A 22501-nucleotide genomic window follows, 5' to 3' on the forward strand; every position below is an offset into this window, starting at 1 on the left:
ACCAATGTCCGCCCAGGGTGTGGGATAGATGACAGGAATTGCTCCGCTTGGCGGCTGCGGCGCGGGGAGCGACATGGGGCGAACAACCGGACTCGTTGCCGATCGGGTGCGCCTGCTCCGCACTCGGCACGGGTGGTCGGCCCGCCAATTGGCCGAGGAATGCGCGCGGGCTGGCCTTGACACCCTCACCAGGAGCACGATCGCCAAGATCGAGTCAGGCGTTCGCAAGTCCGTCACCGCGGAGGAGGTCGAGGTGCTGGCGCGCGTCTTCGGCATCACCCCCACCGAGCTGCTCGCCGCCGAGGAAGGCGACGAGGCGTCGGTGACGGTCCTGCACCTGTCCGACCTCCTGCTCGGCTCCGGCGACGACGCGGTGCTCGCCTTGCCCGGCGACGTGGAGCAGCTTGCCGAGGACCACGGCGTCTGGCCGGACCTGCTGGTCGTCACCGGTGGGCTGACCGCGACCGCGCGCGTCGGCGAGTTCGCCGAGGCGGAGCAGGTCCTGGGCGGGCTGGCGGAGCGACTTGGCCTGGATCGGAGCAGGATCGTCGTCGTGCCCGGGGCCTCCGACGTGAGCCGCAAGAAGTGCATGGCCTACTTCGCCGCCTGCGAGGCGGACGAAGTCGAGCCGACGCCGCCGTACTTCCCGAAGTGGGAGCACTACCAGCGGCTCTTGCGCGACCTGTGCGCGGACGTCCCAGGAGCCGGGTTCGAGGCGGGGCGACCGTGGACCCTGGTCGAGATCGCCGAGTTGCAGGTCGTCGTGGCCGGATACAACTCGACCATCGCCATCAGCCACCGCGACGAAGACCAGTACGGCTCGGTCGGCCAGGAGCAGGCAGTCTGGTTCGCCGAACGGCTGGCCGACTACCGCGACCGCGGTTGGCTGCGGATCGGCGCGGTGCACCACAGCCCGCTCCCCGACGCCGAGCGCGGGCTGCGGGACGCCGAGGCGCTGGGGGACGAGGTGAACCTGCTCCTGCACGGCGACGGCGCGGGCTTGGGCGAGCTCGCGTCCGGGCTGCCTGTGGCGGGCGCGGGCAGCGGGCGCCGGTACCAGCTTCTGCGGGTCACTCCGGCCGGGCTGACCCTGTGGGGACGCCACTTCGATCCGGGTGGCCCTGGCTGGACCGCCGACGAGGTCGAGCGGCTGGCTCGGCCGTGGCCCTCGGCGGGCACGACCCTGCCCCGGCCGGACTCCCGACCAGTGCCGGACTCCGGCCAGGCGGGCCAGGCGGGCCAGCAGATCGCCGCCGAGCCCGCCCGGCGCGCGGACGCCGTGTCCGTGCTGCTGCGCAGGCTCGCCGCGGTGGCCCGGAAACGCCATCCCGGCGCCGCGGTCGAGACCGTCGAGCACGATCCGCCCTACCTGCTGGTCACCTACGACGACGCCGGGTTCACCCGGCAACTGCGGCTGGGCGGCTGCGTCGGCGATCCGACCCGGCAGGACCTGGACGCGTTCCTCGCCGAGGCCGACTCGTTCCGGATCGGGGTGGACTCCGAGCTGGTCTACCAGGGCGGACGCCCCGACGACGCCCTGCTCACCCACGCCCGCGGCCGGGGCGTGCTGCTGCGCAGCCTGCTGGAGTTCCAGGGGCTGCTCGACCTGCGCGGCTACCTGGCCCGGCAGACCGAGCGGCTCGCGGGCGACCCCGAGCGGGCCCCGGCCGCGTTCCGGGTCGTCGGCGACGAGCCGGGGGAGGTCCGGGCGGACCTGCCCGGCGCTGCGCTGCGCTGGCTGCGCTCGGCGCAGGCCCAGTTCGTGATGGTGCTGGGCGACCCCGGCCAGGGCACGACGGCGCTGCTGCGCGACCTGGCCCGCAGGCTGCCCGCCGAAGTGCCGGACCTGGTCCCGATCCTGCTCCAGGCCCGCGACCTGGCGCGCGCGGGCACGCTGGACGAACTCGTCCGGCGCCACCTCGCCGCGCACGACGAGGACGAGGGGTTCACGCCGGAGAAGTTCGCCTACCTGCTCCGCTCAGGGCGCGTCGTCCTGCTGCTGGACGGCTTTGACGAGCTGACCCGCCCCGAACGCGGCCGGGGCGGCGCCCGCTTCCACGGCGTCGACACCGCGGGCCTGGCCGCCGACCACCTCCAGACCCTGCTGGACGCCGCCGAGGGCAGCGCCAAGCTCGTCGTCACCAGCCGCGCGCTGCCCGAGTTCGCGGGCCGACTGCGCGAGCAAATCGGTCAGCGCCCCGGCCGCAGGCTCGTCCGCGTCGAGCCCTGAGAGGGCATCTGATCTTGGTTGGTGGTGGTATGTCCGGTTCGGGACGTCACTGATGGCTTGGTCGACTCGTGGGTGGGCGGTGTGTGTATCGCGGTGACTTGTCCGATGCTCGGTGGGCGTTGATCGAGTCGACGTTGACGGCGTGGCGTGCGGCTCGGCGTGGGCCGGGGACCCGTGAGGCGCGTGCATGACTTGCGGGAGATCGTGAACGCGATCCTGTACATGTGCCGGACCGGGATCGTGCGGCGATCATCGACTCGCAGAGCGTGAAGACCTCCTGCGATGTCGGCGAAACCAGTCAAGGCATCGACGCGGGCAAGAAGATCAAGGGCAGGAGCCGGCACATCGCCACCGACATGCTGGGCTTGCTGCTCGCGGTGATCGTGACCGCGGCGTCGGTGCAGGATTCCAGGGGCGGCCGGGAGGTTCTGGATCAGGTCGCCACCACGCAGCCGAGTGTGTCGATGGTGTGGGTGGATGGTGGTTACAACAACGCGGTCCTCCGTCATGGAGCCGGTCAGGGTATCCAGGGTGAAGTCGTCAAACGCCCTGCCGCCAAAGGGTTCCACGTGTTGCCGCGTCGGTGGGTGGTAGAGCGCGCGCTGGGTTGGTTGACGCAACACCGCCTGCTCGTCCGCGGCTACGAAACCCTGCCCCAGCGGTCACGCACGATGATCCACTGGGCCATGGCCAACAAAATGCGCCGGGAACTGACCGGTGAAACCACCCAAACCTGGCGCAACGACCCACCCAAACCGGACATCACCAACTAAACCAAGATCAGCTGCCCTCTGAGATCAGGACAGCCGCACCGGCAGGGACAAGATCCCGCGGTGGATGAGGCTGGGCTGGTACTCGACGGTCTCGGTGGCCAGCGACAGCTCCGGCGCGCGGTCGAGCAGGGCGCGGAACGCCGCTTCCGCCTCGATCCTGGCCAGTGGGGCGCCAACGCAGTAGTGCAGGCCCAGGCTGAAGCCGAGGTGCCTGCGGGCGGGGTGCTTGCCGTCGTACCGGGTGATGTCGAAGGCGTCGGCGTTCGGGTAGACCAGCGGGTCGCGGCTGGCGGACGCGGTCAGCACGACCACGCCGTCGCCGCGCTTGAACCGGCGCCCGCCGACCGTGGTGTCGGCGAGGGCGACCCGGATCGTGAACTGGGTCGGGGCGTCGTAGCGGAGCATTTCATCGATGGCGGAGGCCATCAGCTCCGGGCGCTCGCGCAGCAGGGCGAGTTGGTCGGGATTGCGCAGCAGGGCGAGCATCCCGTTGCCGATCAGGTTGATCGAGGTCTCCATGCCCGCCACCAGCAGCAGCACGCACAGGCCCAGGATCTCCCGCTCGGCGAGCTGGTCGCCCGCCTGCTCCACCGCGATCAGCTCGCTGAGCAGGTCCGGGGTCGGGGCGGCGCGCTTGGCGGTGATGAGGCCGTGGAAGTAGGCCAGGCACTCCTGCGCCGCGGCGGAGCGGGCGGCGATGTCGGCGGGGCCGAGCAGGTGGTCGGGGTCGCTGCCGCGGGCGATGGCCAGCTGCCACTTGCGGAACAGCGGGCCGTCGGCCACCGGCGCGCCCAGCAGCCGTCCGGGGATCATGGCGACGGCCAGCGGCACCGCGAGTCCATTGAGGACATCGATCTCGCCGCGCCGCAGCCCCTCGGTGACCAGTTCGTCCACAACGGACTGGGCCAGCGGCACCATGTCGGCGACCGTGCGCGGGGTGAACGCCTTGTTGACCAGGCCGCGCAGCCGCCCGTGCTCGGGCGGGTCCATGCGCACGAACGAGCCGGGGATCGCCGCGACCGTGTCCCGGAACGGGCTGATGCCCTCGGCGTAGCCGTGGCCCCAGTCCGCGCCGGTCAGCACCTCGGCGCATTCGTCGTAGCGGGTGATCAGGGTGACCGGCACGTCGTCGAGCAGGTGCGGCACGAGGGCTTCCGCGCGCAGCCGGTCGTAGCTGGGGTAGGGGTTCGCGTGGTCGTCGACCCAGAAGGCCTCGACGGACGGGGCGCTCATCAGGCCACCTCACAAGATCGGTGGCCCCGCGCGCCTACGCACTGTGTCAATGGTTCGCTCGCAAGCTCGCTCATCGGTTCTCCTGAGCCTCGACACGGACGAACAGTTCCGACATGCCCCGCACCACCAGGTTCGGGCGGTACGGCGGCGGGTCGTCGCGCAGGGTGAACTCCTTGACGCGCGAGGCGATCGCGCGCAGCGACAGCTCCATCTCCAGCCGGGCCAGCGGCGCGCCGATGCAGTAGTGCAGGCCAAGGCCGAACGACAGGTGCCGGTTGACCCGCTTGCCCGCGCCGTAGCGGGTCAGGTCGAGGCGGTCGGCGTCGGCGAACGCCTCCGGGTCGCGGTTGGCCGAGCCGAACAGCACGATCACGCTCTCACCCGGGGCGAACGTGCGCCCGGAGACAGTGATCTCCTTGCGGGCGGTGCGGGTGGTCAGGTGCACGGGCGCGTCGTAGCGCAGGATCTCGTCCGCGGCGGGCGCGGCGAGGTCGGGGTCGGCCTTGAGCGCGGCGAACTGGTCCGGGTTGCGGATCAGGGCCAGCACGCCGTTGCCGATCAGGTTGACCGTGGTCTCGTGCCCGGCCACGACCAGGATCAGCAGCGTGCCCAGCAGCTCGGTCGGGGTCATCCGGGCGCCCTCGGCCTCGGCCTGGGCCAGCCGGGTGATCAGGTCGTCGCGGGGGTCCTTGCGGCGCTGGGCCACCAGGTCGGTGAAGAAGTCGGTGAACGCGTGCACCGCCTTGGTGCGCGCGGCCAGCTCGTCCGGCGACAGCAGCGCGTCGGGGTCGAGGCCGCGGGCGATGGCCGCGGACATCTGCCGCACCTCGTCATGCGCCTCGGCTGGCACGCCGAGCAGCTCGCACACCATGGTCAGCGGCAGCGGGTACGCCAGCGACTCCAGCAGGTCGACCTCGGTCTCGGAGCCCTCGGCGAGCAGCTTGTCCATCAGGTCGGCCACGACCTGCTCGGTCCGCGCGCGCAACCCCTCGACGGTGCGCATCGTGAACGCCTTGGACACCAGGCCGCGCAGCCGGGTGTGGTCCGGCGGCTCCATCCACAGGAACGACCCGGGCAGCTCGACGTCGCTGTCGGGGTGCAGCAGCTCGGACTCCTCGGCGTGGCTCCAGTCCGGGTTCTGCATGATCAGGTCCGCCTCGCGGTAGCGCGGCACGAGGTGGGTGTCCATCGGGCCCGGGATGAACGGCCCGGCCGCGCGCAGCACGTCGTAACTGCGATACGGGTCGTGCCGCCAATTCGGCGCGACGCTCTCGACGACGGCCAGCTGCACCGGGGTGAGCCCCTCGGTCTGGTGTTCGCTCACTTTTGCGACTCCGATTCGGTGGAAAGCGCACCGCGGGAATAGTCCAGCCCGAGCGGGCGGAAAACCTGGGCGAGTCTGGAAGTTATTCTCCCGGCACCCGGACCGGGGTCGGGACCAATTCCGGGTGAACATTTCGGGTGCTCTGCCAGAGCACCCGCGCGATCATCGCCGGGCGCATCAGCGCGGTCGGCGACTCGACCAGGTTCGCCAGCCGCATGAAGGTGCGCGCCACCGTGGGGTCGACGTGCGCGGCCCGGTGCGCCCGGGTCACGTAGCTGTTCACCAGCCGGGTGCGCAGAGTGCGGTTGCCGACGACGCCGGGGTGGTTGAGGTCGGAGTTGGTGGACATCTGCCAGGCGATGTCGACCAGCCGCGCCGCCTTGGCGTAGAAGCGGGCGGGCAGGTCGCCGGTGTCGGGCAGGCACTCGCGCAGCGCCAGCGCCTGCTGGGCGGCCACCGTCATGCCCTGGGCGTAGAGCGGGTTGAAGCTGCACAGCGCGTCGCCGACGACCAGGAAGCCCTGCGGCGGCGCGGCCATGCGCTCGTAGTAGCGGCGCAGCGAGCCGCGGAAGCGGTGCGGGACGGCGTCGTCGAGCGGCTCGGCGACCGAGACGATGCGGTGGATGTCGGGCACCGGCAGCGTCGCGGCGAACGCGGTGAAGCCGTCGTGGTCGGTGGGCGGGTGGTCGCCCAGCATCCCGCCGAGGGTGACGTGCCAGCGGTCGCCCTCCAGCCGGATCGCGCCGCCGCCGCGCCTGCCCGGCATGGTCGAGATGACCACCCCGTAGTCCCCGTCCAGGTGCTCCGGGCTGCGGCGGTAGGTGCGCGAGGCGTAGCCGAGGTCCACCTCGACCCGCTCCTCCTCCGGCACGGCGGCGCCCATCGCGGCCAGCCAGTCCGGGGCGCGGGAAGCCCGCCCGGTGGCGTCGACCACGACGTCGGCGGCGATGGCCTCGATCCGGCCCTCGTTATCGGAAACCTCGACGCCGGTCACCTTGCCGCCTGAGGTGATCAGGCCGACGGCCGAGGTCCGCTCGCGCAGCACGACGCCCAGCGCCGCGGTGCGCCTGCGGATCTCGGTCTCCAGCAGCGGCCTGCTCGCCAGCAGCGTGGTCAGGCCGGTGGGGGTGGGGTGGGCGCGCAGCCCGCTGAGGTACCAGCGCGACCGGACCAGCACCTCGGTGGTGGGCGCGCCCAGCCTGCTCACCTCGTCGGTCAGCCCGGGGTAGAGCGACTCCATGATCGAGCGGCCGCGCTCCATCAGGCCGTGCAGGTGCCTGCCCTGCGGCACGCCGCGCCGCTGCTTGGCCGAGGGCAGGTGGTCGCGTTCGACGACGGTGACCCGGTCGTAGTGCTCGTGCAGTACCCGGGCGGTGAGCAGTCCCGCGATGCTCGCGCCGAGGACGACGGCATGGGTGCCGGATGCCATGGGGTGCCTTCCCGGAAAAGTGGGGGGTGCGCGGTGATCGTGCTGCCGGAACCGCCGCCGGGTCAACAAGAATGCGCGCGGCCAATCGCGCCATTACGTCTTGGTCATCGCCACGAACGATGACGCTATTGACAGGCCCTATCGTGCGGGACAAATTTTCCGCATTAACGGGCAATTCATGTGACCGCCATTCATCGCTGCTGTGCTCAGTCGCATGAATACCTCCGCGATGGGCCTGGTCGACTCGGCGATGGCCCGGCTGTTCCTGCCGGACAACCGCCCGGACCCCTACACCCCGGCCGGTGAGCTGCGGGCGGCGGGCCCGGTGCACCGCACCCCGCTGGGGCTGCACCTGATCACCCGCTACGCCGACTGCGCCGCGGTCCTGCAGAACACCGCGTGGAGCCACGCCGACGAGGCCGCGCAGATGCACCCCAGCGTCGCCGCCGAGCACGCGGCCGAGGAGATGCCGACCTCGTTCCTGTGGATGGACCCGCCCGACCACACCCGCCTGCGCGGGCTGGTGTCCAAGGCGTTCGTGCCGAACATGGTGACCCGGCTGCGGCCCAGGATCGCCGCGCTCGCGGAGTCCCTTGTGGACAACGCGCTGGCCGAGGGCGAGTTCGACCTGATCCAGCTGATCGGCTACCCGCTGCCGCTGACGATCGTCTGCGAGCTGGTCGGCATCCCCGCCGCGCTGCACGCCGACGTGCAGCGCTGGTCGCAGGACCTGGCCCGCGGCTTCGACCCGGACCCGCTGATGACGCCGCAGGCGCACGAGGCGCGCAGCACCGCGGCGCGGGAGTTCATGGCCTATGTCCGGGAACTGATCGACGAGCGCAAGACGGACCCGAAGGACGACCTGCTCAGCGCGCTGTCCGCGGTGGAGGACCGCGGCGACGTGCTGACCGAGACCGAGCTGCTGAGCACGTGCGTCACCACGGTCGTCGCGGGCCACGAGACCACGGTGAACCTCGTCGGCAGCGGCCTGCTCGCGCTGATGCGCAACCCCGACCAGCTCGCCCTGCTGCGCGAGCGCCCCGAGCTGATCCCGGCCGCGGTGGACGAGCTGCTGCGCTTCGAGCCGCCCGTGCAGCTCACCACCCGCTCGGCGACCAAGCCGATGACCGTGGCTGGCCACGACTTCGAGCCAGGCGACGGCGTGGTGGTGCTGATCAACTCCGGCAACCGCGACGAGACCGTGTTCGCCGACCCCGACCGCCTCGACGTGACGCGCTACCACGACCGGAGCAACCCGCCGCCCCGGCACCTGGCCTTCAGCCTCGGCATCCACTACTGCCTGGGCGCCCCGCTGGCCCTGCTGGAGATGGAGATCCTGCTGGAAGTGCTGCTGCGCAAGGTGTCCGTGCTCGAACCGCTGACCGACACCCCGCCGTACAAGCCGAACCTGGTCGTGCGCGGCCTGGCCGCGCTGCCCACCCGGTTCCAGGCATAGGAGCGGCCATGCCCACCACGATCAACCCCGCAGCCGTGTTCGCCCCTGAGACGCGGGCCGACCCGTCCGGCGTCTACCGCGCTCTGCGCGAGGCGGGTCCGCTGCACGAGTACGTGCCGGGCATCCACCTGGTCCCGCGCTACGCCGACTGCGACGCGGTGTTCGGCGACCCGGACTTTGGCCACGGCTACTTCTCCGGCATCAACCCGTTCCGCCCCGGCGTCGACCCGAACCTGCTGCCCGGGTCCTTCCTGCTGATGGACCCGCCCGACCACACCCGGCTGCGGTCGCTGGTCAGCAAGGCGTTCACGGTGCGCGCGGTGGCGGCGCTGCGGACCAGGGTGACCGAGATCGTGGACGGCCTGCTCGACGCCGCGATCGCCGAGGGCGAGGTCGACTTCGTCGCCGAGGTCGCCTACCTGGTGCCGCTGACCACGATCTGCGAACTGCTCGGCGTCCCGACCGCCGACCACGGCGTGTTCGGCGAGTGGGCGACCGCGATCAGCCGCGGCCTCGACCCCGACGCCCTGCTCACCGACGAGGAGAAGCGGGCGCGCGGCGTCGCCGTCGCCGCGTTCGCCGAGTACTTCGCCGCGCTGATCGCCGAGCGGGAGCGCGACCCGGGGCCCGACCTGCTCAGCGGCCTGGTCGCGGTGTCCGAGGGCGGCGACCGGCTCAGCGTCAAGGAGATCGTGGACATCGGCGTGCTGCTGCTCATCGCGGGCTTCGAGACCACGATGAACCTGATCGCGGGCGGGGTCCTCGCCCTCGCCTGCGCCCCGGAGCAGCGCGCGATCCTGCGCGACGACCCGAGCCTGAGCCGGATCGCGGTCGAAGAGTTCCTGCGCTTCGACACCCCGGTCCCGTTTCCCACCCGGGTGGCGATGCGGGACGTGGAGTTCGCGGGCGCCACGCTGCCGCGCGGGACCGGGCTGATCCTGCTCGCCGCGTCGGCCAACCGGGACCCGGAGGTCTTCGCCGACCCCGACCGGCTCGACGTGCTGCGCTTCGACCCGGCCCGCGGCGCCGCCCGGCACCTGGCGTTCAGCCACGGCCCGCACTTCTGCCTCGGCGCCCCGCTGGCCCGGCTGGAGAGCGAAGTGCTCTTTGAGCGGCTGATGCTGCGCGCCCCCGACTACCGGCTGCTCGACGAGCAGCCCGAATACCGGCCCAGCGTGTCCATGCGCGGCCCGCGCGCGCTGCCGGTCTCCTTCCGCTGAGCAAGGGGTGATGTGGGTGAACCAGCCAGGAGTGAACGAGCCCGCCGCGCCGGTGACGGGCGGGACAGTGGTGGGGGAGACCGTGAGTGAGACAGTGGGGGGAACCCTGCACGCGATCCTCGACCGGGTGGCCGCCGCGCACCCGGAGGTGACCGCGGAGTTCCCCTCGGAGAAGGAATCCATCACCTACCGGGATCTCGCCGCGGCGGCCCGGTCGATGGCCGCCGGGCTGCTCGCGCGGGGCGTGGCGCGCGGCGAGCCGGTGGGCATCCTGTGCCCCAACGCGCCCGAGTTCCTGGTGAGCCTGTTCGCGGTGAGCGCGGCGGGCGGCGCGGCGACCCCGCTGCCGCTGCCGCTGGGGATGCGCCACGCGGGCGCCTACCCGGCGCGGCTGACCGCGATCGCCGAAGCGGCCGGGATGCGGAAGATCCTGGTGTCGCACCGGTTCGGCACGCTCGCCGACGGGCTCAAGGACACCCTGCCCGGCCTGGAGCTGATCGGCACCGACAGTGTGAGCGGCGACGGAGCCCTGCCCGATGTCGGCGGCGGCGATCTGGCCATCGTGCAGTTCACCTCCGGCAGCACGTCGCTGCCCAAGGGCGTGCGGCTCACCCACGACAACGTGGTGAGCGGGCTCGCCGCGATCCGCGAGGGCATCGCGCTCGGGCCGCGCGACGGCGGCGGGTTCTGGCTGCCGCTGTTCCACGACATGGGCCTGTTCGGGACGCTGTCGGCGGTCCTCATCGGCATCCCGGCGTTCGTGTGGTCGCCGCTGTCGTTCATCAAGGACCCGGCGCGCTGGCTGCGCGAGTTCCTGGCCAGCGGGGCGACGATCACCGCGATGCCGAACTTCGGCTACGACCAGCTCGCCGCCGCGTTCACCGCAGCCGAGGCCGCCGAGCTGGACATGGCGCACTGGCGGATCGCGTTCAACGGGGCCGAGCCGATCGCCGCCGACGCGGTGCGCGCCTTCTGCGACCGGTTCGCCCCCGGCGGCTTCACGCCCGAGGCCATGTTCGGCGTCTACGGCATGGCCGAGGCGACCCTGGCGGTGTGCTTCCCGCCGCTGGGCAGGGAGCCGCGTTTCGAGCACGTCGACCGGGACAAGCTCGCCGATGGCGGCCGGGCCGTCCCGGTCGAGCCGGACGCCCCCGGCGCGCGGGCGGTCGCGGGCGTCGGCGCCCCGGTGAAAGGCTTGCGGCTGCGCATAGTCGACCCTGAGGCGGGCGGTGACCTCGCCGACGGGCAGGTCGGCGAGATCCTGATCCAGGGCGCCCCGGTGACCGCGGGCTACCTCGCCGTCGACCGCACCGACGAGTCCTTTGTGGACGGGTGGCTGCGCACGGGAGACCTCGGCTACCGGCGCGACGGCGAAGTGTTCATCACCGGGCGGCGCAAGGAGATGATCACCGTGCGCGGCGGCAACTACTACCCGCAGGACGTCGAGGCCATCGCCCGCCGGACCCCGGGAATCTACAAAGGACGGTGCGTCGCCGTGGCCGCGCCGGACGGAGACGAGTCGATCCTGCTCATCGCCGAGACCGAGGCGGCGGGCGCGGCGGCCGACGCCCTGGCCGCTGACCTGCGCGCGGCGGTTTCCGCCGAGCTCGGCCTGGCCGCGGTGACCGTCCGGCTGGTCTCGCCCCGGGCCATCCCGCGCACCAGCAGCGGCAAGTTCCAACGGCTCGCCGCCCGCGAACTCGCCGCGACCACCCCGTAGACCCTCTGATTGGAGACCCCGTGCACAGCTATGACGTCTTCCGCCACTACGAGCGCCTGCACTGGAAGCTCGCCGACCTCGACGTCGACTCGATCGACCGGGACCTGGTCAAGCCCGAGTACGTGACCCTGGCCAAGAGCGCCACCATGGGCGAGTCCAACGTGATCGCCGCGGTGCACGGCTTTCTCAACGAGTTCGTCGACGACTACGACTTCTCCACCTTCGCCGTCGTCTGGGGCTACCAGGAAGTCCAGCACCACTACGCGTTCCGCTCCTGGCTCGCGGGCGTCGGCGAGGCCGTGGACGACCGCGCCGTCGACTCGATGCGCGAGCCCTACGCCCCGGGCACCACGCCCTCGGCGACGCTGGCGACCAACATCATCTCCGAGCTGACCGTCAACCACGTCTACCGCGCGGTCGCCGCCTGGGTCGAGGAGCCGGTGCTGAAGTCGTTGCTGCTCAACGCCAGCCGCGACGAGGCCGGACACGCCCGCGAGTTCATCCACTACACCACCAAGCGCTTGGAGAAGCGTCCGGAGGAGCTGCCTTCGGTGCTGGAGACCCTCTACGTCTACAGCTCCGAGGCCAAGATCAAGCACCCGGTGAGCACGTTCAAGGCGGGCATCAGCGACCTTGGCGACCACGAGACCATCGACACCGGCTTCGACCTGTTCCTGGAGAAGGTCGCCGCGGACGGCGAGCTGGACGTGCTGCAGGACAAGATCCGCCGCACCTTCGGCGGCATGACCGGCCTCGACCTCGGCAGCAACGGCAAGGTCCGGCGCGCTCTGGCAGAGGCATTGGCGTAATGAGTATTCAGGTGCCGTGGTCGGTTTTGCCTGACTACCGTTGCTTCGGCTGCTCGCCGCACAACCTCCACGGCCTGCGCCTGGAGTTCCACGCCCACCCCGAGGGGCTGCAAGCGCGGTTCGCCCTCGACCGCGGGTTCGAGTCGTACCCGGGCGTGGTGCACGGCGGCCTCGTCGGCGTGATCTGCGACGAGACCATCGGCAACCTCATCGTCCTTGAGCGGCGCCGCCCCGCGTTCACCGTCTCCATGCGGACCCGCTTCGTCACCCCGCTGCTGGTCGACCGCCCGTACCGGTGCGTCGCGCGGCTGCGGGCCGACGACGGGGACCTGTTCCACGGCTCCGCCGACGTCCTCGACGCCGATGACGTCGTCTGCGCCACCGCCACGGCGGTCTACCAGCCTTTTTCCCTTGACCAGGTGCGCCACCAGCTCACCCTCGGCGACGACGAGGTCGCCCTGCTCGACCAAGCCATCACCGCGACACTCGCCCCGAACGGAGCCTGAACCATGGCCGAGACCACCAGCCTCGACAGCGTCACCGAGATCACCGCGGCCGTCACCGAGATCGCCGCGGCCGAGATCGGCGTGCCCGCCGCGGACCTCGCACCCGACACCGACCTGCGCGCCGTCGAGGGCGTCGACTCGGTGAAGGTGCTGCGGATGATCGCCAAGATCGAGCGGCGCTACGACATCGAGCTTGAGGACGAGGACGTCTTCGGCGTCGCCACCGTCGGCGAGGTTGCCGCCGTCGTCGACAAGACCCTGCGGGAGCAGGCGTGACAGTCGCCGACACGAACCAGCACTACGACCTCGACCCGGAGGTCTTCGGTCAGTTCCTCGACCCACTGCGCAAGTACAGCTCCGCGCTCTACGCCACCCCGGACCAGCCGCTGGCCGACGCCCAGGAGAACAAGCTGCGGTTCGTCGCCGAGTGCCTGCGGCTGCGCGGCGGCGAGCGGCTGCTCGACATCGGCTGCGGCTGGGGCGCGCTGATCCTGTTCATGGCGCGCGAGCACCGGTGCGAGACGCTGGGCGTCAGCCCGGCCCCGCGCCAGCACGACTACATCGCCCGCCGCGCCCAGGAACTCGGCGTCGCGGACCTGGTGCGCACCCGCGTCGGGCACTTCGAGCGGCTCGACCTGGCGCCGCGCAGTATGGACGCGGTGTCCATGCTCGGGTCCATCGTGCACATGCCCGACCTGGACGAGGTGTTCGGCCGGGCGCGCGCGGTGCTGCGCAAGGGCGGGATGCTCTACGTCTCGGAAAGCTGCTTCCGCAACGCCGCCGCGCACGCGGCCTTCGACGCCCGCAGCGGCACCGACTTCGTCCGCAACGATATCTTCGGCTGGGGCGACATGCGCCCGCTGTCGGAACTTGTCGCTGGCGCGGAGCGGGCCGGGTTCTCGATCACCGCGGTGGAGGACCTGACCGACCACTACCGGCGCACCATCGAGGACTGGCTGGGCAACGTCGCCGCGGCCGAGGAACGCCTGGAGTCCTACGAGCCCGGCCTCACCGCGAAGCTGACGCACTACCTTGAGGTCGCCAACGCGGGCTGGGGATACACCACCAAGCACTACGCCCTAGTGTGCCGGAACGCCCGATGACTCGATCCGCGAGCGAATCACCGACGTCGACCCTGCCCGTGAGTGCCCAGGCGGGCGGGCCGCTGCTGCCCGCGACCGACATCGCCGCCGCCGTCGACGGGTTCATGGCCGCTTCGCCCGCCGCGCGCGGCTGGGACGTGGAGACCGCCGTCGACTGGGCCGAGGCCGACGCGGGGAAGCTCACCGAGGGCCAGGTTTCCGCGGTCCGGTTCATCACCCTGATCGAGGACCACCTGCCCGGCTACTTCGACATCTACCACAAGCATTTCCCGGTGGACGGCGAGGTGGATCCGGCGATCTTCGTGCACAACCGGGAGCTGTACCACTTCACCATCCGGTGGGCGTTCGAGGAGGACACCCACGCGCGGGCGCTGACCCGCTACCAGGTGGCGGCCGGGATCGCCGAGCGCACGGCGCTGTGGGAGGAACTGGCCGTCGAGGGGCGCAAGGAGTTCGCCCTGCCCCTGGAGCACTCGGTGCAGTTCTTCGCCTACGCGCTGGTGCAGGAGAAGGCCACGCAGATGTACTACCAGCACCTGCGTGATGTGGTGGGCGACCCGGTGCTCAAGACCGTGCTGAACCGGCTGTCGCGCGACGAGGCGCGGCACTTCACGTTCATGGCCGACGTCGTGGGCCGCTACCTGCGGGCCTACGGGGACGCCGTGGTCGAGCCGATCCGCGATGTGGTGGCGGGGTTCCGGATGCCGCTGGCCGACACCATGCGCGGCTACTGGCGCTGGGCGCTCAAGATCGCCGACGTGGCCCGCTACGACCACACCGAGGCCTACGAGCACCTGATCCGGGTCATCGACCGGGCGGTGGACACCAAGTCCGACCGCCAGGACGAGCTGACCCGCTTCATCGCCCAGTGTGCCTCGCTGCCCGCCTGACCCACCCAGCGGAAGGAGCGCCAGGACTGTCCCCGCCTGGCGCTCCTTCCCCTTATCCGGCAGGGGAAAATCCGGCCGCCGCGCAGGCGAGCGTTCGTCTACCTGTGCTTCCGCGCACCGCGTAGGCACAACCGGTCGCGAAGGCCACCACGCTGTGGCCGTCGCGACGGCGGGTCACGCGGAGCCGTTGGCCTGCGGCTGGAAGATCATGCAGGTGCACGAGCCGTGCGCGATCAGCTTGCCCGACGGGTCGGTCACCCGCGCCTCGGCGGTCGCGGTGCTGCGGCCGACGTGGATGGTCTTGGCCTCGCAGCGCAGCCGCTCGCCGTCCACCCGGACCGTGCGGATGAAGTTCACCTTCAGCTCCAGCGTCGTGTAGAGCACGCCGTCGCCGAGCTTGGTGAACACCGCGCTGCCCATGGCGGTGTCCATCAGGGTCGCCAGGACCCCGCCGTGCACGGCGTACATGGCGTTGATCGTCGCCGGGCTGGGGTCGAGGTAGTAGACCGTGCGGCCCTCTTCGAGGGATTCGACGGTGACGCCGAGGGAGACGCCGACGCCCTGGCCGGTGTTCACGCCGTGTTCGAGGACGGTGTGCAGCTCGCGGATGCGGGCGGCGGACGTCGGTTCGGTGGTGACCTCGGTGCCGTTGGTGTTCATCGCGGTCCTTCTCGCCGTCGGGATGTCCTCCCGATTCGAGCAGCGTGGGGTGAACACCTCCTTGCCGGAATCCCCGCGATGGCGGATTCCGATCGTGTGATCGGCCGTTCACCGGTACCCCCAGCACCGATGATCGGGATTGTCGTTCGACGCGGTCCTGTCTAGTGCATCCTTGTTGTTCAGTGCCACGCCGTGACCGGTGAACGACATGTGGTGAACAACCAGCGGGGGCCGCGGGCCCCGCGGAGGGGACGGCGGTGCCGCGAGGGGAACGCCCGCTGGAGGGCGAGGACGGTCCGCTGCTGCGGTTTGCCGCCGACTTGCGCGCGCTGCGCGAGAAGGCGGGCAGGCCCGCCTATCGGGAGCTGAGCAGGCGCGCGCATTACTCGACCGGCGCTCTTTCGGACGCGGCGGGCGGGCGGCGGCTGCCCAGCCTCGCGGTGACCCTCGCCTACGTCGGCGCGTGCGGCGGCGACACCGAGGCATGGGAGCGCCGCTGGCGCGACGTTGCCGCGGCGCTCGACGCGGACTCCGCCGAGCCGACCGGCGCCGATGGCGCGGCCCCGTACGTCGGGCTGGCTCCGTTCGGGGTCGAGGACGCCGACCGGTTCTTCGGCCGGGACCGGCTGGTGGCCGAGTTGGCGGCGCGGGTCGCCGCGCAGCGGTTCGTCGTGGTCTTCGGCCCGTCCGGGTCGGGCAAGTCCTCGCTGCTGCGCGCCGGGTTGGCGAGCCGCGCGGACGGCCCGGTGCTGCTGATGACCCCCGGGCCGCGTCCGTCGCAGGAGTGCGCAGCGCACCTGGCCGACCTGGTCGGCGCGTCTGCCATCGACTTGCGCGCGGCGATGGCAACCGACGACGACAGCCTGCACATGACCGCCCTGCAAGCGCTGGTGGGCAAACCCGCCTCGGCGGAGCTGTTGGTGGTGGTCGACCAGTTCGAGGAGGTGTTCACCCTCTGCCGCGACGCGGACGAGCGCGCGCGGTTCCTGGCCGTGCTGCGCGCCGCCGCGCACGCGCCCAACAGCAGGACCCGGGTCGTGCTGGGCGTGCGCGCCGACTTCTACGCGCACTGCGCCCACCACCCCGAGCTGGTCGAGGCGATCCGCGACGGCCAGTTCCTGGTGGGGCCGATGACCACCGACGAGCTGCGGGCCGCGATCACCCGGCCCGCGGCCGAGGCCGGGTGCAGGCTGGAGACCGCGCTGGTGTCGCGGGTGATCGCCGACGCCACCGGCAGGCCGGGCGTGCTGCCGCTGGTCTCGCACGCCCTGCTGGAAACGTGGAAGCGCCGCCGCGGCACCACGTTGACCTCGGCGGGCTACGACGCGGCTGGCGGCATCGCCGAGGCCGTGGCCCGCACCGCCGCCGCCGTCCACGAGAGCCTGTCTCCCCGGCAGCGGCAGTGGTCCCGGCAGCTTTTCCTGCGGCTGGTGGCGCTGGGCGAGGGCACCGAGGACACCAAGCGCCGGGTGGACGTCGCCGAACTCGACCTCGACGCGGACGGGGCGCTGGTGCTGGAGCGGCTGGTGCGGTCCCGGCTGGTCACCCGGGACCGCGACAGCGTGCAGATCACCCACGAGGCCCTGATCCGCTGCTGGCCGCTGCTGCGGGAATGGCTCGCCGAGGACCGGGAAACGCTGCGCATCCACCGGCAGCTCGTGGAAGCCACCGCGGCCTGGGAGTCGCTGGACCGCGATCCCGGCGCGCTCTACCGGGGCGCGCGGCTGGCCATGGCCCGCGAGCTCGTCGGCGGCGCGGTCACGCTCACCGCGCGCGAGCAGGCGTTCCTCGACGCGAGCCTGGCCGCCGAGGCCGCCGAGCACGCCACCGACCGCAGGCGGACCCGGCGGCTGCGGCAGCTCGTCGCGGTTCTCGCCGTCCTGCTCGCGCTCAGCGCCGCCTCGACCGTCTACGCCATCCGCGCCGACAACGCCGTGACCCGCCAGCGCAACGCGCTGCTGGCCCAGGAGGTCACCAAGGAGGCGGTGGCGCTGCGCGCGACGAACCCCGCGCTGGCCGCCCAGCTCAGCCTCGCCGCGTACCGCCTCGTGCCGAGCAGGCAGGCCCGCGACGGCCTGATCAGCACCTTGGCCGTTCCGCTCGCCGGGCACACCCAGGTGGTCAGCTCGGTCGCCTTCGCGCCCGACCGGCGGCATCTGGCCACCGCGGGCTTCGAGGGCAGCGTGGTGCTGTGGGACATCGGCGACCCGGTCCTGGCCACACCCGCGGGCGGCTTCGCCGGGAACTGCGACTCGATCGCCATGGTCGCGTACAGCCCGGACGGCCGCCTGCTCGCCCTCGCCTGCCGCGACCACACCGTGCGGCTGTGGAACGTCGCCGACCCGAAGCGCCCGACCGAGGCGGCGACGCTCACCGGCCACGCCGACGTCGTCTTCTCCGTCGCGTTCGCCCCGGACGGCCGCACGCTGGCTTCCGGCAGCTACGACCGCACGGTGCGGCTCTGGGGCGTCGCCGACCCGGCCCGCCCCGCGCCGCTGTCCACGCTCACCGGCCACACGCTCAACGTCAAGCCGGTGGCGTTCAGCCCGGACGGGAAGACGCTGGCCTCCGGCGGCGACGACCGCACGGTGCGGCTGTGGGACACCGCCGATCCCGCCCGTCCCGCCGAGCTGGCCGTGCTGACCGGCCACGGCGACTTCGTCAGCGCGGTGGCGTTCAGCCCGGACGGCCGCACCCTCGCCTCGGGCAGCGACGACCACGCCGTGCGGCTGTGGGACGTCGGCGACCGGAGCCGCCCGACCCAGCTGACCACCCTGGCCGCGCACAGCGACATCGTCGGCTCGGTCGCGTTCAGCCCGGACGGGCGCACGCTCGCCACCGGCGGCTACGACCAGGCCGTGCGGCTGTGGGACCTCGCCGAGCGCGGGCGGCCCGCCGAGCGCGCGACCCTGACCGGGCACGCGGGCGCGATCAACGCGACCGCGTTCAGCCCGGACGGGCGGACCCTGGCCACCGGCAGCGACGACCACACCGCGCTGCTGTGGGAGATCGACGGCGACCGCGCCGAGGCCAGGGCGTGCGCCATCGGACGACCCGCCATCAGCCGCGCCGAGTGGGAACGCCACCTCCCCGGGCTGGACTACGAGCCGCCCTGCCCGTGATCACGGAGCCGGGGTTGTTCACCGGCCGTCGTTCGCTTTCCGCGTCCTGATCCTGAACAACCCGGGTGCGCTACAGATCGACAGCGGTCGACCGCATCCGACACTCAGGCAGGGAGCGCCATGTCCAAGATCATCCGCAGGCAGTCCGGCAGGCGAAGACGGCTTTCGTCGCTCGCGTTAGCCCTGGCGGCCGTCGCGTCGCCTCTTCTCACGCACCAGGCGTCGGCAGGCGCCGCGACCGCGGCGGCGCAGCCGATCCACGCCTACGACCACAGCCAAGACAAGGCCCTCGCGATCCCGGCGCCGGACTCCGCCACCGAGGTCATGGTCAAGTTCCGCGCGGACCGGGAAGTGCGGGTTCGCGACCGGCGGCCGGTGGCTCGGGACAGCCAGGACAGCCAGGACACTGCGGCGATCCGCGCGGTGCTCGACCGGCGTCCCGGGGCGACGATTCGCCCGCTGCGCCCGGCGACCGTGTCCGAGGTCGCCGTCATCGAGGAGCGCGTCCGGCTGGAGCGGCGCGTCGGCCGCGAACTGCCGGACCTCAACTCCTGGTTCGCCATCACCGTTCCCGCTGGCGCGGGCGCATTGGCCGCCGAGCTCAACGCGCTGCCCGCGGTCGAGATCGCCCAGGTCCCGTTCGCCACCGTGGCGCCAGCGGCCGACCCGTTCCGCCCGAACCAGGTTTACCGCAATCCGGTCGGCGCGAGCGCGGGCACCGGGATCGACGCGGACAGCGCCAACGCCCTGCCCGGCGGCAAGGGCGAGAACGTCACCGTCACCGACATCGAGGCCGGAACTCGCGACCGCGTCGCCGTCCGCCGGGGCGCCATCGCCGCGGGCCAGAGCCACGCGTTGGCGGTGATCGCCGAGCCGGGCTCGCCGGACGACCGCACGGTCCGGGCGTGGGGCGCGGGCGGCAGCGGCCAGCTCGGCACCGGCGCCACGGCGAACAGCTCGGTGTATCTGACGGTCACCGGGCTGACCAACGTCGAATCGGTCGCCGCGGGCACCGATTTCTCGGTCGCCCTCAAGACCGATGGCACGGTCTGGACCTGGGGTGCCAACAATTTCGGCCAGCTCGGCCTCGGCGACACGGCCACCCGGCTGGTCCCCGCGCGGGTCCCCGGCCTCACCGGGGTCGTGGCCATCAGCGCGAACGGCGGGCACGTGCTCGCGGTGCGCGCGGACGGCACCGTCCGCGCCTGGGGCAACAACGCCAACGGCCAACTGGGCGTGTCCCCGTCCAGTGTCTCGTTCAGCGCGACCCCGATCACGGTCCCCGGCCTCACCGGCGTCTCGACACGGCCTGGCGGCATCTCGGCAGGCTTCACCCACTCGCTGGCCCTGCTCACCACCGGGGCGGCACGCGCGTGGGGCGCGGGCGGCAGCGGCCAACTCGGCAACGGCACCACCGCGTCGAGCGCCGCCCCGGCGCCGGTGACCGGCGTGACCGACGCCGTGGAGATCGTGGCGGGCGGACTGCACAGCATCGCGCGGCGCGCGGACGGGACGCTGCTGGGCTGGGGCAACAACTTCTTCGGGCAGGTCGGCGACGGCGGCAACGCCAACCGCACGACACCTCAGCCGGTGGCCAACCTCAACGCGGTCGTCACCCTGGCCGCGGGCAACCTGCACAACGTCGCCGTCAACAACGACGGAACGCTGTGGGCGTGGGGCGCCAACAGCAACGGCCAGCTCGGCACGGGCACCACGGTCGACCGGAACTTCCCCGTCGAGGTGCTGCCCGCGCCCGCCGACCCGAGCAGTCGCGCCCTGGTCGCCGGGGGCACGGCGTTCAGCCTGGGTGTCAGCTCGGATGGGCTCGTGTGGGGCTGGGGGACCAACGCCAGTGGCCAGTTCGGCACCGGCGACACCGCCGCGAGCCGGGTGCAGCGACCGGCCGTCACCATGCGCAACCTGTGGAACACCTGCCACGAGGAACTGGCCAACCGGCCCGCCGGTCCGCCCGTGCGCCTGCACCCGACGGTCTCCTCGCCGTGCGCTCCCGTCGCCGTGCACGGCACGGCGGTCGTCGGGATCGTGGCCGCGCAGGAGGACAACGGGCTCGGCGTCACCGGGCTGCTGCCCAGGGCGAGGCTGCGACTGGCCAGCTCCGCCGATGACGTGGGCGCCATGACGCTGGCCCGGCAGACCTCGCAGCCCGGCGACGTGATCCTCGCCGAGGTCGCGCTCGCCGTCGTGGGCGGCTCGCAGCAGTACCCCTGGGAGCTCAACGCGGCGGTGTACGACCAGATCGTCCTGGCCACCGCCGCGGGCGTAACGGTGGTCGAGGCCGCGGGCAACGGCGGCAACAGCCTCGACGACCCCGCCGACCCGCGCGCGGCCCTGATCATGGGCAGGCCGGACTCGGGAGCCATCGTCGTCGGCGCGGGGGAGCCGCCGAACATCCCCGGCACCGCGGAGTGCGTGCCGGGCAGGCCAGCGGAGCGGACCTCGACGGCGTTCACCACTCACGGGCAGCGCGTGAACTTGCAGGCGTTCGGCAAGTGCATCGCGACCCTCGGCGGCGGCCCGGAAATGCTCAGGGACCTCACTCCGACCGCGACGGACCCCAACAAGATGTACTGGAGCAACATGAACGGCACCTCGGGCGCGAGCCCGATCGTGGTCGGCGCCGTCGGCGCGGTGCAGAGCATCGCCCAGCAGACCGGCCCCGCGCTCACACCCGCCCAGGTGCGCGCGCTTCTGGTCGCCACCGGCGCACCGCAACCGGCGTCCGACCCCCGCCACATCGGCCCGCTGCCGAACCTGCGGGCCGCGATCGCGGCGATGTAGCCGCGACCCGGAGGCGCCGCGTTCGGGGGGCGGCGCCTCCGGGGTCGCCTACTCGGCGACCGCCGCCGATTCGGTCTCCGCGCGCTCGTTGAGCCGCACCGCGCCGCCGAACACCGCGTTGTCCAGCCGCACGTCGGCGGGCTCGACCCAGCGCAGGTCCGCGAAGTTCCCGCCCACCGTGTCGCTGAGGTTCGCGTGCTCGGAGAACCGGACGTCGCGCAGCGAGAGCCCGCCGGGGAAGCGGGTGCGGCGCATGTCGACCCGGCCGCGGAACACCGCGCCGGTGAACAGGGCGGTGCCGGTGAACTCGGCCCCCGCGAGCCGGGTGATGCCGTAGAAGGTGGCCCGCCGGGCGAGCACGGTCCCCACCGAGCGGTCCTCCAGGTTGAAGTACTCCAGCGACGCGCCGGTCAGGTCGAGGTCGTAGGTCCGCTCCGCGCCCACGGGCGGCAGCAGCTCCTTGAGCATCCGGTGGGCGGTCAGCCGCACCTGGTGTTCCCGGTCATCGGCCGCCTCGTCCTCGGTGAGCCGCCGCAGGAGGGGCTCGGCGTAGTCGTTGCGGTCGGGGTCGTGGGCCTCGTTCTCGTAGGCGCTGTGGAAGTACGGCCGCCGCAGGTACGCGCAGAGCACGTCGAGCACGGTCTGGGTGTACTCCGGTGTGCTGCGGGCCAGCCCGACCAGGGCGTGCATGGCGCCCACCCGCACCTGGTCGGCGTCGTGGCCGAGCAGTTCGATGGCCCGCCCGAACCGCTCGTGCGACATCCGGGCGCCGTCGGCGCGCAGCCGCTCCTCCTCGACGTGCTGGCGGTCCTCCTCGACGCGGCGGCGCCGGTCGTTGAGCCACACCCCGTACAGCGCGACCACCGCCGCCCCGGCGAGCCCGCCGGTCTTGACCGCCTCCGACATCCCGGCCCGCGCGTCCGCCCGCAGCACCCACAGCGCGATCCCCGCGGTCACCCCGACGGCCACGACCAGCGTCGCGAGCAGCGCCAGCGCCTGCGACCGGCGCCCCTTCTTCGAGTTCACCCGATCATTCTGTCCGATCGGCCGACGGCCGTGCGCCGGGCGGCGGAATCCCATGATCACGGACAGTCAGTCCTCAGTGGACGATATGCGTGGTCGAGCATTCCGTTATGTGGCGCGGAAATTCGTTTCGATCTCCCCTGTACGATTGAGACGATAATGGTTATCATTGGCGACCGGTCGAGCCGGGCACGGAGAAGGAGC

The 22501-nt window shown here is 72.2% G+C and carries 16 protein-coding genes and 1 pseudogene; 12 read left to right on the forward strand and 5 right to left on the reverse strand.

Features of this window, described 5'->3' with window-relative positions:
• The first annotated feature begins 73 nt into the window (after positions 1-73).
• Positions 74-2230 carry a helix-turn-helix domain-containing protein gene (locus tag ACZ6SD_RS00990; protein ID WP_465314821.1) on the forward strand — a complete coding sequence of 719 codons (2157 nt, stop codon included), beginning with the start codon at positions 74-76 and terminating at the stop codon, positions 2228-2230.
• A 68-nt stretch (positions 2231-2298) separates the two neighbouring features.
• Positions 2299-3003 (forward strand): annotated as a pseudogene (locus ACZ6SD_RS00995) (transposase).
• 24 nt (positions 3004-3027) lie between these two features.
• Here ACZ6SD_RS00995 and ACZ6SD_RS01000 read toward each other — a convergent pair.
• The 3 genes from ACZ6SD_RS01000 to ACZ6SD_RS01010 form a co-directional block, all read right to left on the reverse strand.
• Positions 3028-4236, reverse strand: coding sequence for a cytochrome P450 (locus ACZ6SD_RS01000; protein WP_465314822.1), 1209 nt, complete (start codon positions 4234-4236; stop codon positions 3028-3030).
• Positions 4237-4306: 70 nt separating this feature from the next.
• A complete protein-coding gene (locus tag ACZ6SD_RS01005) occupies positions 4307-5560 on the reverse strand; it encodes a cytochrome P450 (protein ID WP_465314823.1) in 1254 nt (417 codons plus the stop codon).
• An 82-nt stretch (positions 5561-5642) separates the two neighbouring features.
• Positions 5643-6989: an NAD(P)/FAD-dependent oxidoreductase gene (locus tag ACZ6SD_RS01010; protein WP_465314824.1), complete on the reverse strand. Its 1347-nt coding sequence runs from the start codon at positions 6987-6989 to the stop codon at positions 5643-5645.
• 214 nt (positions 6990-7203) lie between these two features.
• Here ACZ6SD_RS01010 and ACZ6SD_RS01015 point away from each other — a divergent pair, with 214 nt between their 5' ends.
• The 8 genes from ACZ6SD_RS01015 (at position 7204) to ACZ6SD_RS01050 (ending at position 14693) form a co-directional block, all read left to right on the forward strand.
• Entirely contained in the window at positions 7204-8445 is a 1242-nt protein-coding gene (locus tag ACZ6SD_RS01015) for a cytochrome P450 (protein WP_465314825.1), read from the forward strand.
• Between the two features lie 8 nt (positions 8446-8453).
• On the forward strand, positions 8454-9665 hold the full coding sequence (locus ACZ6SD_RS01020; RefSeq protein WP_465314826.1) for a cytochrome P450: 1212 nt from the start codon (positions 8454-8456) through the stop codon (positions 9663-9665).
• A gap of 82 nt (positions 9666-9747) precedes the next feature.
• Positions 9748-11385, forward strand: a complete 1638-nt coding sequence (locus ACZ6SD_RS01025; protein WP_465314827.1) for an AMP-binding protein — start codon at positions 9748-9750, stop codon at positions 11383-11385.
• A gap of 20 nt (positions 11386-11405) precedes the next feature.
• Positions 11406-12194, forward strand: a complete 789-nt coding sequence (locus ACZ6SD_RS01030) for a ferritin-like domain-containing protein (protein WP_091451276.1) — start codon at positions 11406-11408, stop codon at positions 12192-12194.
• A 26-nt stretch (positions 12195-12220) separates the two neighbouring features.
• Positions 12221-12700 (forward strand): PaaI family thioesterase, encoded by a 480-nt coding sequence (locus ACZ6SD_RS01035; RefSeq protein WP_465314828.1) that lies wholly within the window; start codon positions 12221-12223, stop codon positions 12698-12700.
• A gap of 3 nt (positions 12701-12703) precedes the next feature.
• Positions 12704-12976, forward strand: a complete 273-nt coding sequence (locus tag ACZ6SD_RS01040; protein ID WP_465314829.1) for an acyl carrier protein — start codon at positions 12704-12706, stop codon at positions 12974-12976.
• Positions 12973-13803, forward strand: coding sequence for an SAM-dependent methyltransferase (locus ACZ6SD_RS01045; RefSeq protein ID WP_465314830.1), 831 nt, complete (start codon positions 12973-12975; stop codon positions 13801-13803). Before ACZ6SD_RS01040 ends, ACZ6SD_RS01045 begins: the two co-directional genes overlap by 4 nt.
• Entirely contained in the window at positions 13800-14693 is an 894-nt protein-coding gene (locus ACZ6SD_RS01050; protein ID WP_465314831.1) for an acyl-ACP desaturase, read from the forward strand. The genes ACZ6SD_RS01045 and ACZ6SD_RS01050 overlap by 4 nt, the downstream gene beginning before the upstream one ends.
• Positions 14694-14867: 174 nt before the next feature.
• Here ACZ6SD_RS01050 and ACZ6SD_RS01055 read toward each other — a convergent pair whose 3' ends face one another.
• On the reverse strand, positions 14868-15353 hold the full coding sequence (locus ACZ6SD_RS01055) for a PaaI family thioesterase (RefSeq protein WP_465314832.1): 486 nt from the start codon (positions 15351-15353) through the stop codon (positions 14868-14870).
• A gap of 257 nt (positions 15354-15610) precedes the next feature.
• On the opposite strand from ACZ6SD_RS01055, the gene ACZ6SD_RS01060 reads away from it, so the two are divergent.
• Both ACZ6SD_RS01060 and ACZ6SD_RS01065 read left to right on the forward strand, forming a co-directional pair.
• A complete protein-coding gene (locus tag ACZ6SD_RS01060; RefSeq protein ID WP_465314833.1) occupies positions 15611-18475 on the forward strand; it encodes an nSTAND1 domain-containing NTPase in 2865 nt (954 codons plus the stop codon).
• A 120-nt stretch (positions 18476-18595) separates the two neighbouring features.
• Positions 18596-21274: an RCC1 domain-containing protein gene (locus ACZ6SD_RS01065; protein WP_465314834.1), complete on the forward strand. Its 2679-nt coding sequence runs from the start codon at positions 18596-18598 to the stop codon at positions 21272-21274.
• A gap of 48 nt (positions 21275-21322) precedes the next feature.
• On the opposite strand, the gene ACZ6SD_RS01070 is transcribed toward ACZ6SD_RS01065, so the two are convergent.
• Entirely contained in the window at positions 21323-22300 is a 978-nt protein-coding gene (locus tag ACZ6SD_RS01070; protein ID WP_465314835.1) for a pentapeptide repeat-containing protein, read from the reverse strand.
• Positions 22301-22501: the final 201 nt, after the last annotated feature.

It is taken from the genome of Actinokineospora sp. NPDC051303 (genome assembly GCF_055586285.1).

Bases quoted from the DNA above. Each gene is read 5' to 3' on its own strand.
- ACZ6SD_RS01040 (WP_465314829.1), top strand. From the start codon at position 12,704: ATGGCCGAGACCACCAGCCTCGACAGCGTCACCGAGATCACCGCGGCC.
- ACZ6SD_RS01010 (WP_465314824.1), bottom strand. From the start codon at position 6,989: ATGGCATCCGGCACCCATGCCGTCGTCCTCGGCGCGAGCATCGCGGGA.
- ACZ6SD_RS01055 (WP_465314832.1), bottom strand. From the start codon at position 15,353: ATGAACACCAACGGCACCGAGGTCACCACCGAACCGACGTCCGCCGCC.
- ACZ6SD_RS01020 (WP_465314826.1), top strand. From the start codon at position 8,454: ATGCCCACCACGATCAACCCCGCAGCCGTGTTCGCCCCTGAGACGCGG.
- ACZ6SD_RS01000 (WP_465314822.1), bottom strand. From the start codon at position 4,236: ATGAGCGCCCCGTCCGTCGAGGCCTTCTGGGTCGACGACCACGCGAAC.
- ACZ6SD_RS01015 (WP_465314825.1), top strand. From the start codon at position 7,204: ATGAATACCTCCGCGATGGGCCTGGTCGACTCGGCGATGGCCCGGCTG.
- ACZ6SD_RS00990 (WP_465314821.1), top strand. From the start codon at position 74: ATGGGGCGAACAACCGGACTCGTTGCCGATCGGGTGCGCCTGCTCCGC.
- ACZ6SD_RS01065 (WP_465314834.1), top strand. From the start codon at position 18,596: ATGTCCAAGATCATCCGCAGGCAGTCCGGCAGGCGAAGACGGCTTTCG.
- ACZ6SD_RS01050 (WP_465314831.1), top strand. From the start codon at position 13,800: ATGACTCGATCCGCGAGCGAATCACCGACGTCGACCCTGCCCGTGAGT.